Genomic DNA, 24,263 nt, shown 5'->3' with positions numbered 1-24,263 from the left:
TCACTTTCATCTACTCAATAATATTGCCTTTAGATACGTTAAATACCTTGGCATTCTTCATAATTTCATGTTCAATTCCATCTACAGATGTAGTCGTAACAAAAGTCTGAACCTTCTCTTGTATTGTGCTTAATAAATGCGTTTGACGTTTATCATCAAGTTCGCTAAGTACATCGTCTAATAACAATATTGGATATTCACCAACTACTTGATTGATTAATTCTATTTCTGCAAGTTTGATAGAAAGTGCAGTTGTTCTTTGTTGACCTTGTGAACCATAAGTTTGAACATTCATATCGTTGACGTGAAAACTAATATCATCTCTATGTGGTCCAAATCTTGCACTTCCACGTTCAATCTCTTTATCCATTGATTCGTTTAACATTTCATAAAATGCCTCTTTTAATTCTGATTCATTATGAATTGTTTCAGACAATTTGATATTTGGTTCATACTGAAGCTTTAACATTTCGTTATTACTCGTAATTCCTTGATGAATTACTTCAGCGATTTTCTCTAGTTCGCTTATAAAATTAGCTCGTTTCAATGTAACTTTTGCAGCTGCGTCTGCAAATTGTTCATTGAATACTTCTAGCATTGTTCTGTCTTTCATCTTTCCAATTTGCAATTGCTTAAGGTAATGATTTTTTTGTTTAAGTAATCTTTGATAATTTGACAAATGACTTAAATAGACCGCAGACATCTGACCGAGTTCCATATCAATAAAACGTCGTCTGATTTGCGGACTACCCTTAACAATATTTAAATCTTCAGGTGCAAACAAAACTACATTCAAATGTCCGATATATTGTGTTAATCGACTTTGCTCAAGATGATTTACTTTCGCTTTCTTGCCCTTTTTCGTAATAATTAACGATATAGGCATAGTTCCATGACGATAACTTAGTTCACCTTCTATTTTACCATACTCTTCACCAAACTGTATGAGTTCTTTATCATTCGAAGTCCTATGACTCTTAGCCAATGCTAAAGTATAGATAGATTCTAACAAGTTAGTCTTTCCTTGAGCATTCTCGCCAATTAATATATTCACATTCGAATTAAATTGAAGTGTGCATTTATTATAATTTCTATAATGTGTTAAAGTGAGTTTTTGTAATATCATATTTATTCACTTTGATGGTTAATGCGAAATTGACCTTCAGAAGGTATTTCAATTAAATCACCATCATGCAATTTTTTTCCACGACGAATTTCTCGCTCGCCATTAATCAATACTTCTTCATCTTGGAGGAACCATTTAGCTTGACCACCCGTTCCAATGACGCCTTCATTTTTTAGGAATTGACCTAAAGTTATATCGTCTTCAACTGAGATATCTTGTATCACTATCTTCACTCCAATCTTAATTAGTCATCTCTATATTATACCTTTTTTCACTAAAAAAATCATGCTTTATAGTACATTTCATTACAATAAACCTAAAGCTTTGAGATATATCAATTAAAACAAAACAACACCGATCAAATATAACGATATACATTTCGCTTATTTACTTTTTCATCCCAAATTAAAAGACATCAAACAACGATTCGTTGGATGATGTCTTTTAATTATTTACATAAACGATACTTCTGTATGGAATTTATAAGTTAAGCAATACAATGCAATGATTCACTAGGCTCGTATAGTTCATTAACCTATGTCAGTTTAACTATTTTAATCTTTTTTACTTATGATTAAAATTAAACTGATTAAGAAGAATGCAGTTCCAGCTAAAAATGGAATCGTAATAAATCCAAGAACATTAATATATTCTGAAGAACAAGGTACGCCTGAAGTGCAAGGCTTGATTTCTGCAAATCCAGGTACCTTTTGTTCTAAATAATGCCAAATAGAAATACAAAGTCCAATTAAAGAAAATGGCAGTGCAATTTTTTTAACATTAAAATCATTTTGAAATGAGCCAATACCTAAAATGATTACTAAAGGATACATAAAAATTCTTTGAAACCAACAAAGTGTACATGGAACGAATTCACGTATTTCACTGAAATACAAACTACCTAATGTAGCAACTAATGCTATTACCCAGGAAATAAAAAGTGCATACTGCTGTCTCAACTTTATCACCTAATTTTATTTATTTTTCTTTTCTACCGCTTCATCAATAGCTTTAGTAACTTTTTCATAGTCCATAGGATCAGATAATACTTTACCATCAACAACGATTGTTGGTGTTATTTCTACATCATATTTATTTGTTAAGTCAGCATCATTTTTCATTTGTTTATATGATTCAGAATTTCTATTCTCAATTAATTGCAGAATTTTATCTTTTTTAGCTTTATCTACTTCTAGGCTATCTACTGTTTTCTTAACTACTTTTTGAGTTAACCATTCATCATCACTTTGAGCATCGTGATCATCTGGTTGTGCTTTGAATAATGCTCTGTGGAAGTTCCAGTATTGTTCTGGTGCAATTTTATACACTGCATGAGCAGATGCAGCACCTAATTCTGAACCATCGCCATGAAATGGTGCGTTAACAAATCTATATTCAACTTTCCCTTTATCTATATAATCTTTTTCAATTTGATCCATATAGTTTGTTTCGAATGCTTTACAAGCAGGACATTTAAAATCACCGAATTCTATAATTTGAACTTTAGCGTTATCCTTTTTGTTTGTAGGGTTATTCTTCGTATCTTTAGATAATTGTTTAGCCTTAACAGTTCTTTCATAAAGACTATTTTCTTTATCTTCCCCATTACCGCTAAATACAACTAGCAATACAATTCCAACTACAATAATAAGTATTGCAATCATCAAAAACATAATATTACTATTACTATTACTATTCTTATTTGCCATATTAATCCCTCAATCTCTTTTCATAGTTAATATAAATTTTATACTATAGTTGTATTAAATTCTATATTGTTCAGAAGAAAATCATTAAGATTTTGTGACAGTTGTTATCTATAACGATATATAATTATGAGCTTTTAGTAAGATTAAGCGCATTTTTTAAATTCTTAACAATACCCTTCTCATAAGTTAATACACTGCCACGATAGGTTCTTGCTGCAAATAACAGTAATAGAACACTCGTTGCAACCGAAATAACAATACCTAGAATTAAATGCCATTCTGGTGTAGTTTCAGATGTTGTTCTCAGTAACATTACCATAGGCGACAACATTGGAATGAAACTTGTAATTTTAACAAGTAATGTGTCTGGGTTTGAAATACTAAATATTGCGATATAGAACGAAGCAAGCGAAATAAATGTTACTGGCATCATAGATTGAGCTAGATCTTCTATACGGCTTGTTAAAGCACCTAGAATGGCCGCTAATGAAATATAGGATATAACACCTAAAATTAAATAAACTAACCCATAAATGATGATTTTAGTCGTCTCAGGGCCATATTCAACACCAGCTGTTTCAAATAATCCTTTTAAATCAAATGCAAAGATACTAATAACGATCGCTGAGACTACGAAAAGTATTTGTGTAAATGCAACTGAGATTATGGCCAATATTTTAGCAGCAATGTGTACGGATGGTTTTACACTTGTTACAATCATCTCAATGACACGTGTTGTTTTTTCAGTAGCAATTTCTGCACCAATTTGATTAGCGTAATTAAAAGTGATAGAGAATGATAAGAATAAAATGATATAAACCACTGCCATATTCAGTGCTTGTACTTTCGGATTGATATCCCCAGCTTGATTGTTATCTGATTTTATTTCTTTTGTTTTGATAACACTAGGTGTATTAAGCATTTTTAAATCTTTTTCAGATAAGTTAAGCTTTTGGGCTGTTAATGCTGACTGCATTTGGCTTAGCGTAGTTTTTAACTTTAATTTCTCATCTTCACTTACATTATCTTTTTCATAAATTGTTCCGTTTACTTTTTCACCTTCAACTTTCACTTGAATAAGACGTTTATACTTTTCATTTTTAACGCCTTTCTTTCCCTTTTCAAACGATACTTTTTCGACTTTATTTACATCATCACCTTGTTTGTATTGTTTTTCTAACGATTTATATACCAAGTTATTATCTGTTTGTATTGCGACTGTTTTCGGACCATTATCAAAAAGTTCTATAATTTTATCGACATTACTTAATGCAAAAATAAATATCATGAAAATAGCTGTCATAATGATAAATGATTTACTTTTGATTTTTTGAAAATAAGTTAAATTAAAAGTTGTCAAAAATTTATTCATGATGCTCACCTACCTTAGCTATAAATATATCATTCAGTGAAGGCTCAGCAACTTGGAATCTCTTTAGGTAACCAAGTTTTATAACATCTTTATAAATTGGTTCTGCATATTGTTCGTTTGCTATTCTAATCTTCACGCCTTTTTTAGTTTCTTTATATACTTCGACACCTTCATAATCTTTTAAGAAATCAAATTTATAATTACCCTCGATATATATATCTTTTTTACCAAAATCATCTTTAACTTTATCTATATCGCCTGAAACTACGGCTTTTCCTTTATTCATAATACATATATGATCACAAAGTTCTTCAACATGTTCCATACGATGAGAACTAAAAATAATGGTTGTACCTCTCTCTTTAAGATCTTTTACAGCAGATTTAAGCAATTCAACATTAACTGGATCTAGTCCACTAAATGGTTCATCTAATATTAACAATTTAGGCTTATGAATAATTGATGCAATTAATTGGATCTTTTGTTGATTCCCTTTAGATAGCGCTTCTATTTTCTTTTCTTTATTTTCTAATGCATCAAATCTCTTTAACCAATAATCTAATTCTTTATGAATTTCTTTCTTCTTCATGCCTTTTAGTTCAGCTAAATATTGAATTTGCTTCCATACTTTTAGTTTTGGGTTTAATCCTCTTTCTTCAGGTAAGTAACCAACTGTATCTGTCATAGAGTAGTCTATAGGTTTGTCTTTAAAAGTTATAACACCTGTTGTTTTTGGTAATAATCCTAAAATCATTCTAAATGTGGTTGTTTTACCAGCTCCATTACCACCTAAAAATCCATACATTGTACCTTCTGGAACGGTTAAATCAACACCATGAACAGCAGTAAATTCATTAAATTTTTTAGATAAATCTTTAATTATTAGTGTCATGTTTAGCCTCCTTTTTATGATATTTAATCATTTCAAAATTGATATTTTCGTCATCTTCAAAAATAAATAGGTCATCAATCGTTATTTCAAAAATTTGTGAAAGCTTATGTGCAAGCACTAATGTTGGATTAAATTTAGACCGCTCAATAGAATTAATTGTTTGTCTTGATACATTCACTATACGAGATAGTTCACTTTGCGTCATATTCATACGGGTTCGATACTCATACACTCTATTTTTCATACCATCACTTCCTGTCAAGTTAACTTTACATTATAAGATTTATTGTTGTATGTCAAGTTAGCTTGACATACAACAATAAAAAAAAGAGTTTAGGAATTTTTCATCCTAAACTCAAGCATTTTAATCTAATAAGTTCTAATTGGAAGTATTAACTGAACAACACTTTCATCATTTTTAGGTTTTAGTATGAATGGTCTCATTGTTCCAAAGAATTCAACTTGAACTTCATCATTGTCTATTGCTTTTAATGCATCCATCATATATTTAGAATTGAATGATATCTTTAAAGACTCACCTTCAACATCTTCAGTAGTTACATCTTCTTTAACAGTACCAATTTCTGGTGAAGTAGATGACAACTCTAATTTATCAACATCAGTTGCTAATTTAATAACGTTGTTTCCGCCTTCTCGTGCTAATAAAGATGCACGATCAATAGCATGATAAAACTCACTATTATCGATTGTTAATTTTGTTTCATAATTTTCAGGGAATAATCTCGATGTATCTGGATAATTTCCTTCAAGTAATCGAGATATGAAGTTAATTTGTCCAACTTTAAACAATACTTGATTACTCGCAAAGAATATATTGATATCTTCTTCAGAATCCGAAACAATTTTATTTAATTCAGAAAGTGCTTTTCCTGGAATGATTACATTTTTATCTTCAATTTGAGCATCTTCTAATTTTAACTTTCTTAGTGCAAGTCTATGTGAATCTGTTGCAGTACAGATTAATTCATTATTTTGAATTAACCAATTAACCCCTGTTAATACCGGACGTGTTTCTGAGGTGGACACTGCAAAGTTCGTTTGTGCGATAATGTTCTTTAGAACTTTAATAGGTAATTTAATTGCATCATCTTCAGAAACTTGTGGTAATAATGGATATTGATCTGGATCTAATCCACTTACATTAAACTCAGAGTGTCCTGACGTAATTAATGTTTTGAATTGATCATTTGTTGATAAATTTACAGTTTTAGCTGGTAATTTTTTTACGATATCAACAAAGAAACGTCCTGGAAGTACTACAGAACCTTTTTCTTCTATGTCTACTATCTTCTCACCATCGATATTTTCTGGGATTGTAATTTCAATAGAAATTTCAGAATCAGATCCTGTTAATATGATACCTTTATCCGTTGCATCGATTTTGATACCTGTAAGGATCGGTAATGTAGTTCTTGGTGATATTGCTTTTAATGTATCATTCAATTGATTTAAGAAATAATCTCGTTGAATTGTAAATTTCATAACTTATAAAACTCCTTCCAGTCGTTATATATTAATTATATATCTTTTAAAATCATAGTAATAGTCATAGGGGCTGTGGATTGGTGGATAAATGGGTCAAAGACGCATCATGAAAGTTATACACATGTTAATAATCTGTGTATAGATGTGCACAACTTATCCACATTATCCACGGATTTGTTTTTCTAGTTGCTCTAGATCATTTTTTAGTTCTGGGTTATTTTTAATGTCTGTTTTGATTTTATCGTGTGCGTGTATGACAGTTGTATGGTCTCTACCACCAAATTCTTCTCCTATTTTGGGCAATGAAAAATCAGTTAACTCTCTTGATAGATACATTGCTATTTGTCTAGGATAAGCGATTGATTTAGTACGCTTCTTAGCTGAAAAATCTTCTATACGAACGTTGTACATCTTGCCAACAACTTGTTGGATGTCAAGAATTGTAATTTTTGTAGATCTTGGTGTAGATATAATATCTTTCAAAGCTTCAGCAACTAAGTCAGTTGTTATAGGTTGTTTTCTAAGCTTCGAGTAAGCTAATACTCTAGTTAATGCGCCTTCTAATTCACGAATGTTTGATTGAATAGAATTAGCGATATAAGTGAGGGCTTCTACAGGTAAATCAAGGTTTTCTTCTTCAATTTTCTTCTGCAAAATCGCCATCCTAGTTTCGAAATCAGGTGGTGTAATGTCTACGATTAGTCCCCATTCAAAGCGCGTTCTTAATCGATCTTCAAGAGTTGGTATTTCTTTAGGTGGTCGATCACTTGAAATAACAATTTGTTTTTTATTTTGATGTAGGTCATTGAAAGTATGGAAGAATTCTTCTTGTGTTTGTTCCTTTTTTTGTATGAATTGAATATCATCTATTAATAGAACATCAATGTTTCGATATTTATCTCGAAAACTTTCTGTATCATTTTTTCTAATAGATTTAATAAATTCGTTCGTAAACTTTTCGCTGGAAGTGTATAACACATTGGCATTTGGATTTTGCTCTAACACATAATGTCCAATTGCATGCATCAAATGCGTCTTTCCTAAACCAACGCCACCATATATAAATAGTGGATTATAAGCATTTGCAGGTTCTTCTGCAACTGCTAATGAAGCAGCATGAGGAAATTGATTTCCAGGGCCAATTACAAATGTATCAAATGTGTTATTACTATTTAATTGACTATTGGTTGTTTCTTCATACGTTTCAATTTCTTTAGGTTTTGTAGTGGTTCCTGCAAAATCTTCACTTTCTAAATCTTCTTCTGATATAAATTTAACTTGAACTTTGTCACCGATGACATCATAGATAAAATTTATTACATGTTCATGGTACTTGTTGGTTAGCCATTCAGCTACAAAAGGACTTTGAGCAACGATAATTGCACGATTACTATCTATTTGATGTAAATAGGTACCTTTGAACCAAGTATTATAACCAGCAGAAGCGATTTGATCTTCGGCAATAGATAATACCTGCTCCCAAATTTCTTCTTTTGAATTCATAAAATGCCTCTTTCCAATTAAAAATTTATTGAGTTATACACTGTAAATAGAGTTGTTGATAAAGTAAATAACAGGGTGTTAACAATTATCCACACCTTATTAACAAACGGTGGATAACTTCCCTTTCACTTTCCCTTGTCCACAATATATACAACGGGTATTTCATAAAATAATACTAGCAATATCAATGCTTTGTACAACTTATCCACACAATTATACTTTTAAACAAAAGCAGTTGTCAAATACCTGTGAATATGTGTAAATTTATTAGATTACGCTGTGAATAAGAAATCGTTAATAAATAATTATCCACAAAATAATTGTGGAGTGCTGTGAATAAGTGGATAACTCTATAATTACAAGTTTAAAATTTTTCTTGATTTTTAAATTTTCATTTGTTATAGTTTAGTAGTTATTGAAATTGTGACAACTCAAGTGTATGGTATAAATAATTTTGAATTTAATCTTCTGATATATATAAATGAATATCATACAAACAATAATCTAATCGTAATAGTTAGATGTATAAGAATAAATAATGGAGGTGTTCTTAAATGGTAAAACGTACGTATCAACCAAATAAACGTAAACACAGTAAAGTTCATGGCTTCCGTGCACGTATGAGCTCAAAAAACGGTCGTAGAGTATTAGCTCGTCGTCGTCGTAAAGGTAGAAAAGTATTATCAGCTTAAGATCACTGAAGAGCAGTGGTCTTTTTTTTGTTTTAATTGAAGTAATTGTTTTGTATAATAAACAATAATTAAGTGATGTATTGTGGAGTGATGTTGTGGAAAAGGCTTATCGAATTAAGAAAAATAATGATTTTCAAAGAATTTATAAACAAGGTAAGTCAGTTGCTAATCGACAATTCGTTATTTATACTGCAGAAAATGATAATGGACATTTTAGATTAGGTATTAGTGTTTCAAAGAAATTAGGTAACGCTGTTACGAGAAATCGAATTAAAAGGTCAATTAGAGAATGTTTTAAGCTTCATAAAGAGAATATTATTGCTAAGGACATCATTGTTATTGCTCGTAACCAATCAGTTGATTTGGATGTTGCAGAAACTAAAAAAAGTTTAGAGCACGTATTGAAGATTGCAAAGGTTTTTAATAAACGTATTCCCTAAGTATTTATAAATTACTAGGAGGTTGCAGGATGCTTAAATCACGCTATGATGGACAATCAGTAGAACAAGCACTACAACAAGGTTTAAAAGATTTGAATGTTCAAGAAAACCAAGTGAGAATTGATGTTATTAAAGAAGGTAAAAAAGGTATATTTGGGTTCATGAGGCAAGATGCACTTATAGAATTAACGATAATAGATCCTGAATTAAAGAAATTTGATTCTTTAGAAGCTTTAAAGCAAAGAAATAAACAATTAAATCAAGAAGTTAATATCATTCAAAACAAAGAAACAGAAATCCATACACAAGAGAAGTCAGCAGAAGTAGAAAATCATAAAAAAAGTAATTTAAATGATGTAGCTAAAGATACATTAGAATATGTACTTAATGTTATTCGAGCAATGAATATTAAAGTTGAAGGTACATACCAAATTAAATCCAATACTATCTATATTAATATGAAGTCTGAAAATGCATCTTATATTATAGGTAAGCGTGGGCAAATTTTAAACGCATTACAGATAGTTGGTCAAAATTATATGCATCAGTTTGTAAAAGGATATTACACATTGATTCTAGATATCGAATCTTATCGTGAAAAGCGCAAAGAAACTTTAGAACAGTTAGCAGTAAATATGTCTAAAAAGGCTATCCAAACAAAAAAACCAATAAAATTAGAGCCAATGCCGAATTTTGAACGGAAAATTATGCATCAGGCTTTAAGTAATATCGAAAATATTGAAACGTACTCTGAAGGCAGAGAACCACATCGATATTTAGTCATCAAGAATAAATAAAAAAGTCGGAGTGAGATTTCTCGCTCCGCATTTTTTCGAACAATATATTCGATAAATAGAACAAAACCATTTACAATCAATAGAATAGTTAATAATGGTGGAGGAGAAAAACATGGAATTTGATACAATTACGAGTATCTCAACACCTATGGGTGAAGGTGCGATAGCAATAGTTCGTTTAAGCGGTCCGGATGCCTTAAACATTGCAGATCGTATTTATAAAGGAAAGAATAAACTTGCGTCTGTTGCGTCGCATACAATTAATTATGGTCATATTATTGATCCATCAACAGATGAAGTTGTTGAAGAAGTAATGGTAGCAGTTATGAAGGCACCAAAAACATTTACGAGAGAAGATATTGTCGAAATAAATTGTCATGGTGGATTAGTTACAGTAAATCGTGTACTTGAGTTAACGTTATCAAATGGCGCACGAATGGCCGAACCTGGTGAGTTTACGAAGAGAGCATTTTTACATGGAAGAATTGATTTATCTCAAGCAGAAGCGGTAATGGATTTCATTAGAGCTAAGACGGAGCGCGCATCGAAGGTAGCCTTAGGGCAGATGGAAGGGCGTCTAAGTGAACTGATTAAAGGATTAAGACAATCAATACTCGAAATACTTGCTCAAGTGGAAGTAAACATTGATTATCCGGAGTATGATGATGTAGAAGAAGCAACAAATCAATTTCTACTAAAAGAAGCTAAATATATAGAAACAGAAATTGATAAACTTTTAAATACAGGTCAACAAGGCAAGATTATGCGTGAAGGATTGTCTACAGTAATAGTAGGAAAACCAAACGTTGGTAAGAGTTCTATGCTTAATAATTTAATACAAGATAATAAGGCTATTGTAACTGAAGTAGCCGGTACTACTCGAGATGTACTTGAAGAGTATGTTAATGTTCGAGGTGTACCGCTTAGATTGGTAGATACAGCAGGAATTCGAGAAACAGAAGATATAGTAGAAAAAATAGGTGTAGAACGATCTAGAAAAGCACTATCAGAAGCTGATTTAATTTTATTTGTACTAAATTATAACGAAGCATTAACAGAAAATGATTATCAGCTATTTGATATTATTAAAGATGAAGATGCAATAGTCATAATAAATAAAATGGATTTAGAACAGAATTTAGATATGAATGAATTAAAAGAAATGATTGGAGATCATCCTTTAGTACAAACTTCTATGATTGAACAAAAAGGAATCGATGAATTAGAAGAGAAAATTTCTGAGCTATTTTTCGGTGGACAAGTACAATCTCAAGATATGACTTATGTATCGAATTCAAGACATATTGCACTATTAAAAGATGCTAAATCATCAATTAACGATGCTATTCATTCAGCTGAAGATGGTATTCCAATTGATATCGTACAAATAGATTTAATTAAGACATGGGAATTACTAGGTGAAGTAATCGGAGAAGAGGCGAGAGATTCCCTCATTGATCAATTGTTTAGTCAGTTCTGTTTAGGAAAATAAAAAGGAGGAAAAATTTTGACACAAAAATATGATGTTATTGTTGTCGGTGCTGGACATGCAGGTGTTGAAGCGGGATTAGCTTCAGCAAGACGTGGAGCAAAAACGTTAATGTTAACGATTAACTTAGATAGTGTTGCTTTCATGCCATGTAACCCATCAGTAGGTGGACCAGCAAAAGGAATCGTCGTAAGAGAAATCGATGCACTAGGTGGTCAAATGGCCAAGACGATAGATAAAACGCATATCCAAATGCGTATGTTAAATACAGGTAAAGGTCCTGCAGTTAGAGCATTACGTGCACAAGCAGATAAAGTTTTATATCAAGAAGAAATGAAACGTGTCTTAGAAGATGAACCAAATCTTGATATAATGCAAGGAATGGTTGAGCGTTTAATTATAGAAGATAATAAAGTAAAAGGCGTAGAAATGGTTATTGGCTCAACATACGAAGCAGATGCTGTTGTATTAACAACAGGAACATTTTTACGTGGGGAAATTATATTAGGAGATTTGAAATATTCAAGTGGACCTAATCATCAAATGCCTTCTATTAAATTGGCAGAGCATTTGAAAGAATTAGGATTTGATATTGTACGCTTCAAAACAGGAACACCTCCTCGTGTAAATGGCCGAACAATTGATTATAGTAAAACAGAAATTCAACCTGGTGATGAAGTGGGTAGAGCATTTAGCTATGAAACGACAGAATATATATTAGATCAATTACCATGCTGGTTAACATATACAAATGAACAAACACATAAAGTAATAGATGATAATCTACATTTATCTGCTATGTATTCAGGTATGATTAAAGGCACAGGTCCAAGATATTGTCCTTCAATCGAAGATAAATTTGTAAGATTCAATGATAAACCAAGACATCAATTATTCCTAGAGCCTGAAGGTCGTAAAACACAAGAAGTGTATGTTCAAGGATTATCAACAAGTCTCCCAGAACATGTTCAACGTAAGATGTTAGAAACAATTCCGGGACTTGAAAAAGCTGACATGATGCGTGCAGGATACGCTATTGAATATGATGCAATTGTACCAACACAATTATGGCCAACGTTAGAAACTAAAGTTGTTACGAACTTATTTACTGCCGGTCAAATAAATGGTACTTCTGGATATGAAGAAGCGGCAGGACAAGGTTTAATGGCTGGTATTAATGCTGCTGGTAAAGTATTAGGAAAAGAAGACGTAATATTAAGTCGTTCTGATGCATATATAGGTGTATTAATAGATGATTTAGTAACAAAAGGTACAAATGAACCATATCGATTATTAACATCAAGAGCGGAACACCGTCTCCTATTAAGACATGACAATGCAGACTTACGATTAACAGATATAGGACATAAAATCGGTATGATTTCTGAAGAGCGATATGCTAAATTTAATCAAAAACGAGACGCAATTAAAGCTGAACAAGAAAGACTAAAAAGTATTCGTGTGAAACCAAATGAACATACTCAAAATGTCATTGAAAGTCGTGGTGGTTCAGCACTTAAAGACGGTATATTAGCTTTAGATTTATTGAGAAGACCAGAGATGGATTATCAAGCAATTATGGAAGTATTAGAAGAAACATCTCCTGTTTCAGAAGATGTACAAGAACAAGTTGAAATCCAAACGAAATATGAAGGATATATTCAGAAATCATTAGCACAAGTTGAGAAAGTAAAACGTATGGAAGCTAAGAAAATACCTGAAAATATCGATTATGATGCGATTAATAGTTTAGCAAGTGAAGCACGTGAAAAATTAAAAGAAGTAAATCCACTAGATATAGCACAAGCATCACGTATTTCAGGTGTGAATCCAGCTGATATTTCAATTCTACTTGTTTATATTGAACAAGGTAAGATTCAGAAGGTGAATTAAATGAATGAACAAACATTTATAGATACGCTTAAAAAAGCACAAATAGAATTAACAGATTACCAAATAAAACAATTTGAAACGTATTTTGAAATGTTAGTTGAATGGAATGAAAAAATTAATTTAACAGCTGTTACAGAAAGAGAAGAAGTATATTTAAAACATTTCTATGATTCTGTGACACCGAGTTTTTATTTAGATTTTAATAATATACATTCGATTTGTGATGTTGGTGCTGGTGCAGGGTTTCCAAGTATACCTTTAAAGATCATATATCCACATCTACAAGTGACAATAGTAGATTCATTAAATAAAAGAATTAAGTTTTTAAATGAATTAGCAAATGCGTTAGAACTAGATCAAGTCAATTTTGTACATGATAGAGCTGAAACCTTTGGTAAAGGTAAAAATCGTGAAACGTATGATTTAGTTACGGCACGTGCAGTTGCAAGATTATCTGTATTAAGTGAGCTATGTATGCCACTAGTGAAAAAAGGTGGACAGTTTGTTGCATTAAAAGGTTCACAAGGTAATGAAGAATTAGAAGATGCACAATTTGCTATTAAAGTATTAGGTGGAAAAGTGAAGCATGTAAATGAGTTTAATCTACCATTAGAAGATAGCAAACGACAAATCATTCAAATAGATAAGTTGAAAGAAACACCTAAGAAATATCCACGTAAACCAGGAACACCTAATAAAGAACCATTAACAAATTAATTTCCTGGGAAATATGTATTAATGAAAGTAGGCAGATTGTAATGAAAAAACCTTTTTCTAAATTATTTGGACTTAAAGACAAAGAGTTAGAACACATAGAAGAAGCAAGAGCGGAAGGCAATGTAGCGGTAATTTCAACAGAAAAAATTGTGCCTAATCGTTATCAACCTAGAAAAATCTTTGATGAATCAAAAATTAAAGAGTTAGCACAATCTATAAAAGAACATGGATTGTTACAACCAATTGTTGTTCGTCCAATTGAAGAAGGTATGTATGAAATTATTGCCGGAGAACGTAGATTTCGTGCAATAAAGTATAACGATTTACCTGAAACTGAAGTTATAATTAAACCTTTAAATGATAAAGAAACTGCTGCTGTTGCACTTATAGAAAACATACAACGTGAGAATTTGTCAGCAATAGAAGAAGCTGAAGCCTATAAGAAATTATTAGATTTAGAGGGTATTACACAACAAGATTTAGCTGTAAGTATGGGTAAAAGTCAATCGTTTATTGCCAATAAATTGAGACTTCTCAAATTGTCTGAACCAATATTAATTTCGTTGCAAAAAGGTGAAATTACAGAGCGTCATGCAAGAGCTTTACTTGGTTTAGATGATAAAGATCAACAAGAAGTATTAAATACAATCCAATCTCAAAACTTAAACGTTAAACAAACAGAAGAACGTGTAAAAAAATTAAGAGGCTCTGAAAAAGTAAAAGCAAAACAATTTCAATTTGAACAAGATATTACTGAAGCACTTGATGTATTAGGACAAAGTATTAAAAACGTTGAAAAAGAAGGCATTAAAGTAAAGCGTATTGATGAAGAGCATAAAGATTTTTATGAAATCACAATAAAAGTCTATAAAAGAAAATAGATACAAATAAAGAACTCTACACTAACAAAAAGTTGGTGTAGAGTTCTTTATTTGTAAAAAATTAATAAAACAATTAAATATAAGAATAATTAGAGAAGTATTGTATTTTATAAATAACTAACTTATAATTTTCATATGAAACCGTTTTCAGACAAGGGGGATATTTATGATTACATTTTTAGTTTCAATTGTATTACTTATAGTAGGGTATTTTACATATGGCAAGTACATTGAAAAGATGTTTGGTGTTAAAGATGAAAGACCAACGCCGGCGCATGATCAAAGAGATAATATCGATTATGTTCCGATGACTACAAATAAGAACTCTCTAATTCAATTATTAAATATTGCTGGTGTAGGACCTATATTTGGACCAATTATGGGTGCGTTGTATGGACCGGTTGCATTTATTTGGATTGTATTAGGTTCTATATTTGCTGGTGCAGTGCATGATTATTTAACCGGGATGATTTCAATTAGAAATAAAGGTGCACATTTACCGGAATTAGCTGGTAAATTTTTAAGTAATGTTATGAAACATTTCGTTAATGTTTTTACATTATTATTATTGTTACTTACAGGAACAGTGTTCGTAACAAGTCCAGCCTTACTCTTACATTCATTAATGGATGGAAAAATAGCACTTGGTATTATTATATTTGTGATTTTCTTATATTACTTCTTATCAACCGTTTTACCAATTGATAAAATTATTGGTAAAATTTACCCGATTTTTGGACTAATCTTAATGATTTCTGCAATAGGAATATTTGTTAGATTATTGATGACTGGAGCAGAAATTCCAGAATTAACGTTGAAAAATATGCATCCTGATTCTGCACCGATATTCCCATTATTATTCTTTACGATTACATGTGGCGCATTATCTGGATTCCATGCTACTCAATCGCCAATTATTTCTAGAACAACAAACAATGAAAAAAATGGTCGAATGATTTTTTATGGCATGATGATTGCTGAAGGTATTATTGCGATGATTTGGGCAGCAGCAGCAATGAGTTTATTTGGTGGATATGGTGGTCTTCAAGAAGTACTAGCTAAAGGTGAAGCGGCACTAGTAGTAAGTGAAGCGTCTACTATGCTTCTCGGCTCTGTCTTTGGCACGTTAGCTATTCTAGGGGTTATCGTGTTACCAATTACAAGTGGTGATACATCGTTTAGAAGTGCAAGAATGATTCTAGCAGATTACTTTAACTTTGGTCAAAAGAAAATATGGAAAAGGTTCGCTATTGCAATTCCAATGTTCGTAATTAGTTTTATTTTAACTAGAATTGATTTCACGATTTTATGGAGATATTTCTCATGGGCCAATCAAACTACGGCAACCATAGCATTATGGGTGGGTGTCATGTATCTATTATTGGCAAATAAGAATTTTTATGTGGCATTAATTCCAGCACTATTTATGACTTGGAATATTTTCACTTATATACTGAGTCAGCCGATTGGATTAGGAATGGATTTAACTTTAAGTTATTGGTTATCAATAGGATTAACAATACTTTGGTCTATGTATTTCTATTATCTTTACCGTAAAAATAGTGAAAATAATATAGAATTAGAACATAAAATTGGATTATCTACTGTATCTAAATATTAATAGAACAAACCCCATTCAGGAACTTGTATAGAACCTGAATGGGGTTTGTTTTATGAATAGAAAGTCTATAAGACAAATCATACTCGCTCAAAAATAGATATGACCTTAGACTACGTGTTAGGAGAAATAGCGAATGCACGGACGGGGAATCCTGGTGCATTCTTTGGTTTTGGACTAATGGTTAATATTACTGAACCACGAGTTGGTAATTGATCTAATCCGGTTAACAGTTCTATTTGGAAAGTATCCAATCCAAGTACATAACGCTCACCAACAATATCACCATTCTTACGAATATCAATGGAAGCATCCGTATCAAATGTTTCATGCCCGATAGCTTTGATATGTCTCTCTTCAAATAAGTATTGTAAAGCATCTAGTGACCATCCAGGAAGATGCTCTTGTCCGTCTTTGTCTTTATTCTCAAACTCGGTTTTGTTTGGCCATCTTTTTGACCAATCACTTCTAAATGCTACAAAAGTGTTGCTTTCTATTGGACCATGTTTAGCTTCCCAGTCGAGAATATGAGTTTTTGTTAATCTAAAGTCAGAGTCTTTTTTGACTTCTTCAGAAAAATTTAACACGATCAAAGGTAAAACAGTTTCTTTCAAACCTAATTCATGTAAATATCTTTTATGTTCTACGAAGTGTATGGGCGCATCAATATGCGTGCCATATTGTGTAGGAAATTGCCAAGACTGGGCAAAGAATCCATCATCTTTCACCTTATATAATGTTTTTGTTTCTGCATTTTCAAATGATGAAAAATGAGGTGATTCTGAGTCAAAGGTATGTGTTAAATCTACCCATTTAAACTCTTTCAAATGATTAATTGTATTCCATAACGGATATGACATAATATCACCTCAAATGATTAATTAATTTGGTTGTTTAACAGCGTTGTCTTGACGAATCTTTTCAACTGATTGAACTAATATGTTAAGTGCTTCTTTTACTTCATCTTCTTGTCTTGTTTTAAGGCCACAGTCTGGATTTACCCAGAATAAAGAACGATCTATTTCTTGTAATGCACGATTAATAGCAACAGTAATTTCTTCCTCTGTTGGTATACGAGGGCTATGGATATCATAAACGCCTAAACCGATACCTAAATCGTAAGTGATATCTTCAAAATCTTTAATTAAATCTCCATGACTTCTAGATGTTTCAATTGAAATTACATCAGCATCTAGTGATTTTATAGCATGTATGATTTGGCCGAATTGTGAATAACACATATGCGTATGAATTTGTGTTGAATCTAAGACAGAAGATGTAGATAATCTAAATGAATGTACGGCTTTATCTAAATATTTTTCATGGTACTCAGAACGTAGAGGTAAGCCTTCGCGCAATGCTGGTTCATCTACTTGGATTACTTTAATCCCTGCTTCTTCAAGTGCTAGTACTTCTTCATTTATTGCTAATGCGATTTGATCTTGAACTTCACTTTTAGGTATATCTACTCTTTCAAATGACCAGTTTAAGATTGTTACTGGACCTGTAAGCATACCTTTAACAGGTTTGTCCGTTAAACTTTGAGCATAAAGTGTTTCTTTGACTGTTAATGGTTCAGTCCATTTTACATCTCCGTAAATAATTGGTGGTTTAACAGCACGTGAACCGTAAGATTGAACCCATCCAAATTTCGTAACTAAAAATCCGTTTAATTTTTCACCAAAGAATTCAACCATATCATTTCTTTCGAATTCACCATGTACTAATACATCTAATCCGATTTCTTCTTGAATATCAATCCATCGTTTAATTTCGTTTTGTAGGAATGTTTCGTATTGTTCATCTGAAATTCTATTATTCTTCCAGTCTGCTCGATATTTTCTAACTTCTCTTGATTGAGGGAATGACCCAATTGTTGTTGTTGGTAAATCTGGTAAATTCAATACTTGATCTTGAACGATTTTTCTCTCTTTAAATGGTGTAGTTCGTTCTGATTTAACTGAATCATAATCATATTCAAGTTGTTTGAATGATTGATTTTCAAAACGTTCAAATTGTTCTTTTAATTGATTGTATAAAGTATCGTCTTGTTCGTTAAATAATTGTTTCAGTGCATATAATTCATCTAGTTTTTCAGTAGCAAAGCTAAGTCCGTCGCGTATAGAGTTGTCTAACGTTTCTTCTCCTAGTGTGACTGGTACATGTAATAATGAAGAAGACGGTTGAATAACAATTTCATTTACATATGATTGTAGTGTTTCGATTAATAATTTTTTCTCTTCAATATTTGCTGCCCAAACATTTCTACCATCTATTATGCCTGCAAATAAAACTTTATCTTTAGGAAATAGTCCATCTTTAATTTGTTGTAGGTTGTAACCATTGTCATGAACGAAATCTAACCCTAATCCACACACTGGTAATTGTGCGACGAAACTTAAATCTACACGTTCAAAGTACGTTTGTAATACGATTTGAGTTGATGGTGTCTCCTTATTAAAGAATTCATAAGCTTCTTTAGTAATTGCTTGTAATTCATTTGCTTGATCAGTTACAAGAATTGGTTCATCTACTTGAATGTATCCAGCACCAGCTTTAGTAAGTGACTCAAAGACTTCATTATATAAAGGTAGTAAAGTTCTTACTTTCTCGTCAAAGCTTTGTTCTCCGCCTTTTGATAATGCAACGTAAGTTATCGGTCCTAATATAACAGGATGAGCGTTTACACCTTGTGCTTTAGTGAAATTAAACTTTTCTAGTAGGACATTATGATTCAATTTAGGCGAAACATTATCCCACTCAGGAACGATATAATGATAATTCGTATTAAACCATTTAATTAATGCACTAGCTACATGATCTTTATTTCCTCGAGCGATATCAAATAATAATTCATCATCAACTGGGCGTCCTTGGAAACGTTCAGGAATGATGTTAAATAATAATGATGTGTCTAGTACATGATCGTATAATGAAAAATCTCCTGCTGGTATTTGGTCTACGTGATGGTCTTTTTGCACATTTATAATTTCTTTGTGCAAATCTTGTAGTGTTTGATCTAATTCGGCTTTGTTTATTTTTTGTGCCCAGTAACTTTCAATTGCTTTCTTCCATTCTCTCTTTTTACCTAGTCTTGGAAATCCTAAATTTGCTGTTTTAATTGTCATAATATTGCCTCCTTAATTTGTGTACCAGTTATGGATTTTGAATACTTTGCTAATTCAACTGTCATATCATATTTTAAAAATGGTGTAACTAAGTACAAACCATTAAAATATTGATGTATTGCGTCTATTAATTGTTTGCTCATACTCATGCTGAGCCTTCTTGTAGCATCTCTATCGTCTTTCACTTTTTCGAATGCGTTAAGTACGCTTTCTGATAATTTAATACCGGGAACTTCATTGTGTAAAAACAATGCGTTATTATAATTAGTTATAGGCATGACACCGATAAATATCGGTGCATCTATATGTTTTGTTGCTTCGTATATTTCTTTAACTTTTTCAGGTTCATATACTGGTTGTGTTATGAAATATTCCATACCAGATTCTATTTTCTTCTCTAGTCTCTTTACTGCAGGTTCTAGACGTCTTACATTTGGATTAAATGCACCAGCTACAGAGAAGTTCGTATTACTTCTTAAAGTGTCACCATCCGCATTAATACCTTGATTGAATTGTGTTATAATTTCTGCTAATCCATTTGAATTGACGTCGAATACACTTGATGCACCCGGAAAGTCACCTACTTTTGAAGGGTCACCAGTTATGGCCAAAATATCATTTATACCTAACAGTGAGAGACCCATTAGATGTGATTGAAGACCGATTAAATTTCTATCTCGACAGGCTAAGTGTACGAGGGGTCTTATTTTATAATGTTGTTTAATAGCACTTGCAGCTGCAATGTTAGAAATTCTAACGCTCGCTAATGAGTTGTCGGCTATTGTTACAGCATCAACCTCAGCATCTTCGAGTGCCTGTATGCCTTCAAAAAATTGTGATGTATCTAAGTGTTTAGGTGTGTCTAATTCGACAATAACGGTGGGTCTATTTGTAACAAGTTCTTTTATACTTGGTTCTATCTTATTTTGTTTTTTATATTGTTTAGTTTTGATAGGTACGACATTTTTATGTGTGATAGGTTTTAAATTTTTTGTGATTTGTTTAATTTTATTAATATGTTCAGGTGTTGTTCCGCAACATCCTCCTATTAATCTGACGCCTTGATTGACAAGTTCTTTAGCTGCATCTGAGAAATATTCTGCATTATTGCTATACTTTAGTTCGTTTTCTTCTAAATCTAATAAACTTGCGTTTGGATAACAAGATAGATATGCATGATTTGGAATGTCGATGTGTTTAAACGTTTTTAGCATATGATAAGGACCGTGATGACAATTTAAACCGACAACGTCTGCTCCAGCTTTAAGTAAGGATTCTAATGCCTCTGGTATAAGCGTACCGTTTCTTAAATAATTAGTATTACTTGCTGTGAGTTGAGCAATTATCGGGATGTCGTATTTTGCTCGAGTATGTCTAAGTACTGTCAGTAGCTCGTCTAAATCATAATAAGTTTCAAACAAAATACCATCAACGCCTTCATTTATGAGCGTTTCGATTTGTATTTCGGTGTGATATTGAATTGATTCAATAGATAAGTCGCTTTTCTTTATGTTGCGAAAACCACCAACTGTTCCAAGTATATAAGTGTTCTTATTACTTGCACGCTTTGCAATTTGTACTGCTGCTTTGTGTATATCTTTTACACGATGTTCTAAATGATAGTCTTGTAATTTTTCGAAATTAGCACCGTAAGTATTCGTTTGGATAACATCTGCACCAGCTTCAATATATGAGCGATGTATGTGTTCGATTTTTTTTGGATGTGTTAAGTTGTAACTTTCCGGGCAAGTATCTAAACCTTCAGAATAAAGGATTGTGCCTATAGCACCATCAGCTACTAAAATTTGGTTCTTTAATGCTTCTGTTAGATTCATACAATGCCTCCTTTAAAGCCCAATCGATATCTGTAATTAATTCTTTGACATCTTCTAAGCCAACCGAGAGTCTAAATAATCCATTTGAAATGCCACGTTCTGATCTGATTTCTTCAGGTATGGCAGCATGACTCATAGTTGCTGGATGAGAAAGGATGGTTTCCACACCACCTAAACTTACAGAAACAAGTGGTATATTGAGATGATCGACAAAAGTTTGTGCTTTCGATTCATCTTTAAGCCTAAATCCTAATACAGCACCACCATTTTTAGCTTGTCTTAAATGCGTGTCATTTGTTATTGGGTAATAGACTGCCTCAATTGCTTCATGATCTCGTAAATATCTATAAACATGCTCAGTATTTTGAACGCATTGTTTAAATCGAATAGGTAAAGTTTTTAAGTGTTTTGTTAAGGTCCATGAATCATAGACGCTTAATCCTGAACCTGTTCCATTTTGAATAAGATAAATATCATCTTTAAGTGTTTCGTCATTTACGATAACTGCACCTGCTATAAGGTCACTATGCCCGCTTAAGAATTTGGTAGCTGAATGAATCACTATATCTGCACCAAGTCGAAGCGGTGATTGACCTAGCGGTGTCATAAATGTGTTATCTACAGCTAATAATGCATTGTTTTTGTGTGCGATTTTCCCTACTTCATCTATATCTGTCACTTTAAAAAGTGGATTAGAAGGTGTTTCTACATAGATAAGTTTTGTATTATTTTGTAAAGCTGATTCTACTTGTGATAAATCAGTTTGATCTACTGTCGTAAACTCTATATTAAATTTTTTGAGAATTTGTTCAGTTAATCTAAAAGTCCCACCGTATACATCATCAGGAATAATGACATGATCTCCTGGTTCGAGTGTTAAGAAGACGGCAGTTATAGCAGCTATTCCTGAACTAAATGCGAATCCATAGCGACCACCTTCTAGCTGGGCTAGTTTTTCTTCAAGTAATTTACGATTGGGGTTACCACTTCTTGCATAATCAAATTCTGCATTCCCACCTAACGTGTTTTGATGGAAAGTTGATGAATAATATAATGGTTGATTGCTAGATAAATGTTCTTGTCCGCGTGTAGAATCGAGAATTAGTGACGTTTCTTTTGAATAGCTCATAATGACACTCCTTCTTTTTTTGATTTTTTTAGAGCTTGAAGTATATCTGCATAAATATCTTCGTAGTCTTCAATTCCAATTGATAGTCGTAATAAATATTCATCTATGCCTCGTTTATCCTTCTCTTCATCTGCCATGTCCACATGGGTTTGAGTATAAGGAAATGTTATAAATGTTTCTGTACCGCCTAAGCTTTCTGCGAAGATACATAATTTTATATTTTGTAAAAATGAATCGACACTATAATGAGTGTTTAAACGAATGCTTAGCATGCCAGTTTGTCCAGAGAATAGGACTTCATCTATGCTGTCTAATTGATTTAATGCGACAGATAAATGTTTTGCGTTTGAAGTTGCTCGATCCATTCTAAGATGTAAGGTTTTTAACCCTCTTAATAATAAGTAGCTATCGAATGGAGAAAGTGTTGCGCCAATCATATTATGAAATTGTCCAAGCACTTCTCCTAAATAGTCATCATATACTGTCACAATTCCAGCAAGTACATCATTATGACCACTGATATATTTGGTAGCTGAATGTAATACAATATCTGCACCGTCTTTTAATGGTGTGGATAAATAAGGTGTTAAAAAAGTATTATCGATAATGGTTAAAATGTTGTGTTCTTTAGCTATTTGATAAAGTGGGTCTAAATCGACCGAACACATTAACGGATTAGAAATAGGTTCAATGAAAAATGCCCGAGTATTCTTGTTAATAGCTACATTTATTTCTTCAATATTTGAAAAATCTACGTATTTAAATTTGATATTGTATTGTTGTTCATAAAACTCAAACAGTCTAAATGTGCCACCGTATAAATCAAAGGAAACTAGAATTTCATCATTTGGTTTAAATATATTGCAAATTAATTGAATGCTTGCCATTCCACTAGATGTTGCAAATGAATATTTACCCCCTTCAAGTTTCGCAAAAGCTTCTTCAAATTGAGATCGAGTAGGATTTTTTGTTCTTGTATAATCAAATCCAGTTGAACAACCTAATTTTTCATGTTGATAAGCAGTAGAAAGGTATATAGGATTGGTAGTTGCACCAGTATGATCTTTAGTTAAAGAAATTTGAGCAAGTTGAGTAGCTTTCATGGATAACAATCCTTTCTGATAAAGTTTAAAATAAAAAAAGCTTCCGTCCTTTAAACCCGAATATATCGGATGTAAAGGACGAAAGCTTAGCTCGCGGTACCACCTTTGTTCGTAATGGCATTTCTGACATTACCTCAATAAGTACGTCATCTCATATAAAAATGTATAAAATGGCAGTAAAATTAGTGGTTAATTCCAGTACGCCATCAACATTAAAGAGACTTTAATACTGTATCGCTATAACGGGCGAACCCGTTGACACCTCATATCGATGTCACCACTCCAAGGCCATTTTCAATCTTTCTTTCAATATTCCCTTTCAGCAAATGGGAACTCTCTGGTGAATGCAGTGTAAGATTTACTTTCCTTTTTATCGTGCTTTTATTTCTTATGTTGTTGTTGATATATTACACAATACTATGCTTAAATTTTT

General features: G+C 32.1%; 22 protein-coding genes and 1 other annotated feature. Of the genes, 8 read left to right on the top strand and 14 right to left on the bottom strand.

Going from position 1 to position 24,263, the window contains the following annotated elements:
* Positions 1–10: 10 nt before the first annotated feature.
* The 9 genes from recF to dnaA all read right to left on the bottom strand — a co-directional run bounded on the left by recF (position 11) and on the right by dnaA (position 8,108).
* On the bottom strand, positions 11–1,126 hold the full coding sequence (gene recF, locus CD111_RS03910) for a DNA replication/repair protein RecF (RefSeq protein WP_095085176.1): 1,116 nt from the start codon (positions 1,124–1,126) through the stop codon (positions 11–13).
* 2 nt (positions 1,127–1,128) lie between these two features.
* Entirely contained in the window at positions 1,129–1,359 is a 231-nt protein-coding gene (gene yaaA, locus CD111_RS03905) for a S4 domain-containing protein YaaA (RefSeq protein WP_269457379.1), read from the bottom strand.
* 321 nt (positions 1,360–1,680) lie between these two features.
* Complete coding sequence (locus CD111_RS03900; RefSeq protein ID WP_188350573.1) at positions 1,681–2,085, bottom strand: disulfide oxidoreductase; 405 nt, start codon at positions 2,083–2,085, stop codon at positions 1,681–1,683.
* A gap of 15 nt (positions 2,086–2,100) precedes the next feature.
* Complete coding sequence (locus tag CD111_RS03895) at positions 2,101–2,835, bottom strand: DsbA family protein (RefSeq protein ID WP_095085174.1); 735 nt, start codon at positions 2,833–2,835, stop codon at positions 2,101–2,103.
* A 124-nt stretch (positions 2,836–2,959) separates the two neighbouring features.
* The gene (locus CD111_RS03890) at positions 2,960–4,207 is read right to left on the bottom strand and encodes an ABC transporter permease (protein ID WP_095085173.1); all 1,248 of its coding nucleotides are present in this window, start codon (positions 4,205–4,207) and stop codon (positions 2,960–2,962) included.
* Positions 4,200–5,099, bottom strand: a complete 900-nt coding sequence (locus CD111_RS03885) for an ABC transporter ATP-binding protein (RefSeq protein WP_095085171.1) — start codon at positions 5,097–5,099, stop codon at positions 4,200–4,202. Before CD111_RS03885 ends, CD111_RS03890 begins: the two co-directional genes overlap by 8 nt.
* Positions 5,083–5,343, bottom strand: coding sequence for a helix-turn-helix transcriptional regulator (locus tag CD111_RS03880; RefSeq protein ID WP_095085170.1), 261 nt, complete (start codon positions 5,341–5,343; stop codon positions 5,083–5,085). Before CD111_RS03880 ends, CD111_RS03885 begins: the two co-directional genes overlap by 17 nt.
* 125 nt (positions 5,344–5,468) lie before the next feature.
* Positions 5,469–6,602, bottom strand: coding sequence for a DNA polymerase III subunit beta (dnaN, locus tag CD111_RS03875; RefSeq protein ID WP_095085169.1), 1,134 nt, complete (start codon positions 6,600–6,602; stop codon positions 5,469–5,471).
* A 165-nt stretch (positions 6,603–6,767) separates the two neighbouring features.
* Positions 6,768–8,108, bottom strand: a complete 1,341-nt coding sequence (gene dnaA, locus CD111_RS03870; RefSeq protein ID WP_095085168.1) for a chromosomal replication initiator protein DnaA — start codon at positions 8,106–8,108, stop codon at positions 6,768–6,770.
* A gap of 554 nt (positions 8,109–8,662) precedes the next feature.
* Here dnaA and rpmH point away from each other — a divergent pair.
* The 8 genes from rpmH (at position 8,663) to CD111_RS03830 (ending at position 16,638) form a co-directional block, all read left to right on the top strand.
* On the top strand, positions 8,663–8,800 hold the full coding sequence (gene rpmH, locus CD111_RS03865; protein ID WP_095090028.1) for a 50S ribosomal protein L34: 138 nt from the start codon (positions 8,663–8,665) through the stop codon (positions 8,798–8,800).
* Positions 8,801–8,895: 95 nt separating this feature from the next.
* Positions 8,896–9,240: a ribonuclease P protein component gene (rnpA, locus tag CD111_RS03860; protein WP_095090026.1), complete on the top strand. Its 345-nt coding sequence runs from the start codon at positions 8,896–8,898 to the stop codon at positions 9,238–9,240.
* A gap of 29 nt (positions 9,241–9,269) precedes the next feature.
* Positions 9,270–10,037, top strand: coding sequence for an RNA-binding cell elongation regulator Jag/EloR (gene jag / locus CD111_RS03855; protein WP_095090024.1), 768 nt, complete (start codon positions 9,270–9,272; stop codon positions 10,035–10,037).
* 112 nt (positions 10,038–10,149) lie between these two features.
* Positions 10,150–11,529, top strand: coding sequence for a tRNA uridine-5-carboxymethylaminomethyl(34) synthesis GTPase MnmE (gene mnmE / locus CD111_RS03850; protein WP_095090022.1), 1,380 nt, complete (start codon positions 10,150–10,152; stop codon positions 11,527–11,529).
* Between the two features lie 15 nt (positions 11,530–11,544).
* Entirely contained in the window at positions 11,545–13,419 is a 1,875-nt protein-coding gene (gene mnmG, locus CD111_RS03845) for a tRNA uridine-5-carboxymethylaminomethyl(34) synthesis enzyme MnmG (RefSeq protein WP_095090020.1), read from the top strand.
* Positions 13,420–14,136, top strand: coding sequence for a 16S rRNA (guanine(527)-N(7))-methyltransferase RsmG (rsmG, locus tag CD111_RS03840; protein WP_095090018.1), 717 nt, complete (start codon positions 13,420–13,422; stop codon positions 14,134–14,136).
* 41 nt (positions 14,137–14,177) lie between these two features.
* A complete protein-coding gene (gene noc, locus CD111_RS03835; RefSeq protein ID WP_095090016.1) occupies positions 14,178–15,017 on the top strand; it encodes a nucleoid occlusion protein in 840 nt (279 codons plus the stop codon).
* 166 nt (positions 15,018–15,183) lie between these two features.
* Positions 15,184–16,638, top strand: a complete 1,455-nt coding sequence (locus CD111_RS03830) for a carbon starvation CstA family protein (RefSeq protein ID WP_095090014.1) — start codon at positions 15,184–15,186, stop codon at positions 16,636–16,638.
* A gap of 110 nt (positions 16,639–16,748) precedes the next feature.
* On the opposite strand, the gene CD111_RS03825 is transcribed toward CD111_RS03830, so the two are convergent.
* Genes CD111_RS03825 through CD111_RS03805 form a run of 5 tightly spaced genes read right to left on the bottom strand, consistent with a single transcriptional unit; the run spans position 16,749 to position 23,830 of the window.
* Positions 16,749–17,495, bottom strand: a complete 747-nt coding sequence (locus CD111_RS03825) for a cyclase family protein (RefSeq protein WP_095090012.1) — start codon at positions 17,493–17,495, stop codon at positions 16,749–16,751.
* Positions 17,496–17,516: 21 nt separating this feature from the next.
* Complete coding sequence (metE, locus tag CD111_RS03820) at positions 17,517–19,766, bottom strand: 5-methyltetrahydropteroyltriglutamate--homocysteine S-methyltransferase (protein ID WP_188350571.1); 2,250 nt, start codon at positions 19,764–19,766, stop codon at positions 17,517–17,519.
* Entirely contained in the window at positions 19,760–21,598 is a 1,839-nt protein-coding gene (locus CD111_RS03815; protein ID WP_095090006.1) for a bifunctional homocysteine S-methyltransferase/methylenetetrahydrofolate reductase, read from the bottom strand. The genes metE and CD111_RS03815 overlap by 7 nt, the downstream gene beginning before the upstream one ends.
* Positions 21,555–22,727, bottom strand: a complete 1,173-nt coding sequence (gene metC, locus CD111_RS03810) for a cystathionine beta-lyase MetC (protein WP_095090004.1) — start codon at positions 22,725–22,727, stop codon at positions 21,555–21,557. Before metC ends, CD111_RS03815 begins: the two co-directional genes overlap by 44 nt.
* Entirely contained in the window at positions 22,724–23,830 is a 1,107-nt protein-coding gene (locus CD111_RS03805) for a PLP-dependent transferase (RefSeq protein ID WP_095090002.1), read from the bottom strand. Before CD111_RS03805 ends, metC begins: the two co-directional genes overlap by 4 nt.
* A gap of 71 nt (positions 23,831–23,901) precedes the next feature.
* Positions 23,902–24,213 (bottom strand) — a binding site (T-box leader).
* Positions 24,214–24,263: the final 50 nt, after the last annotated feature.

Source organism: Mammaliicoccus stepanovicii (assembly GCF_002902525.1).
Taxonomy (GTDB): domain Bacteria; phylum Bacillota; class Bacilli; order Staphylococcales; family Staphylococcaceae; genus Mammaliicoccus; species Mammaliicoccus stepanovicii.
Note: the sequence above shows the minus strand (reverse complement) of the source record. Positions and strands in the feature narration are given on the sequence as shown.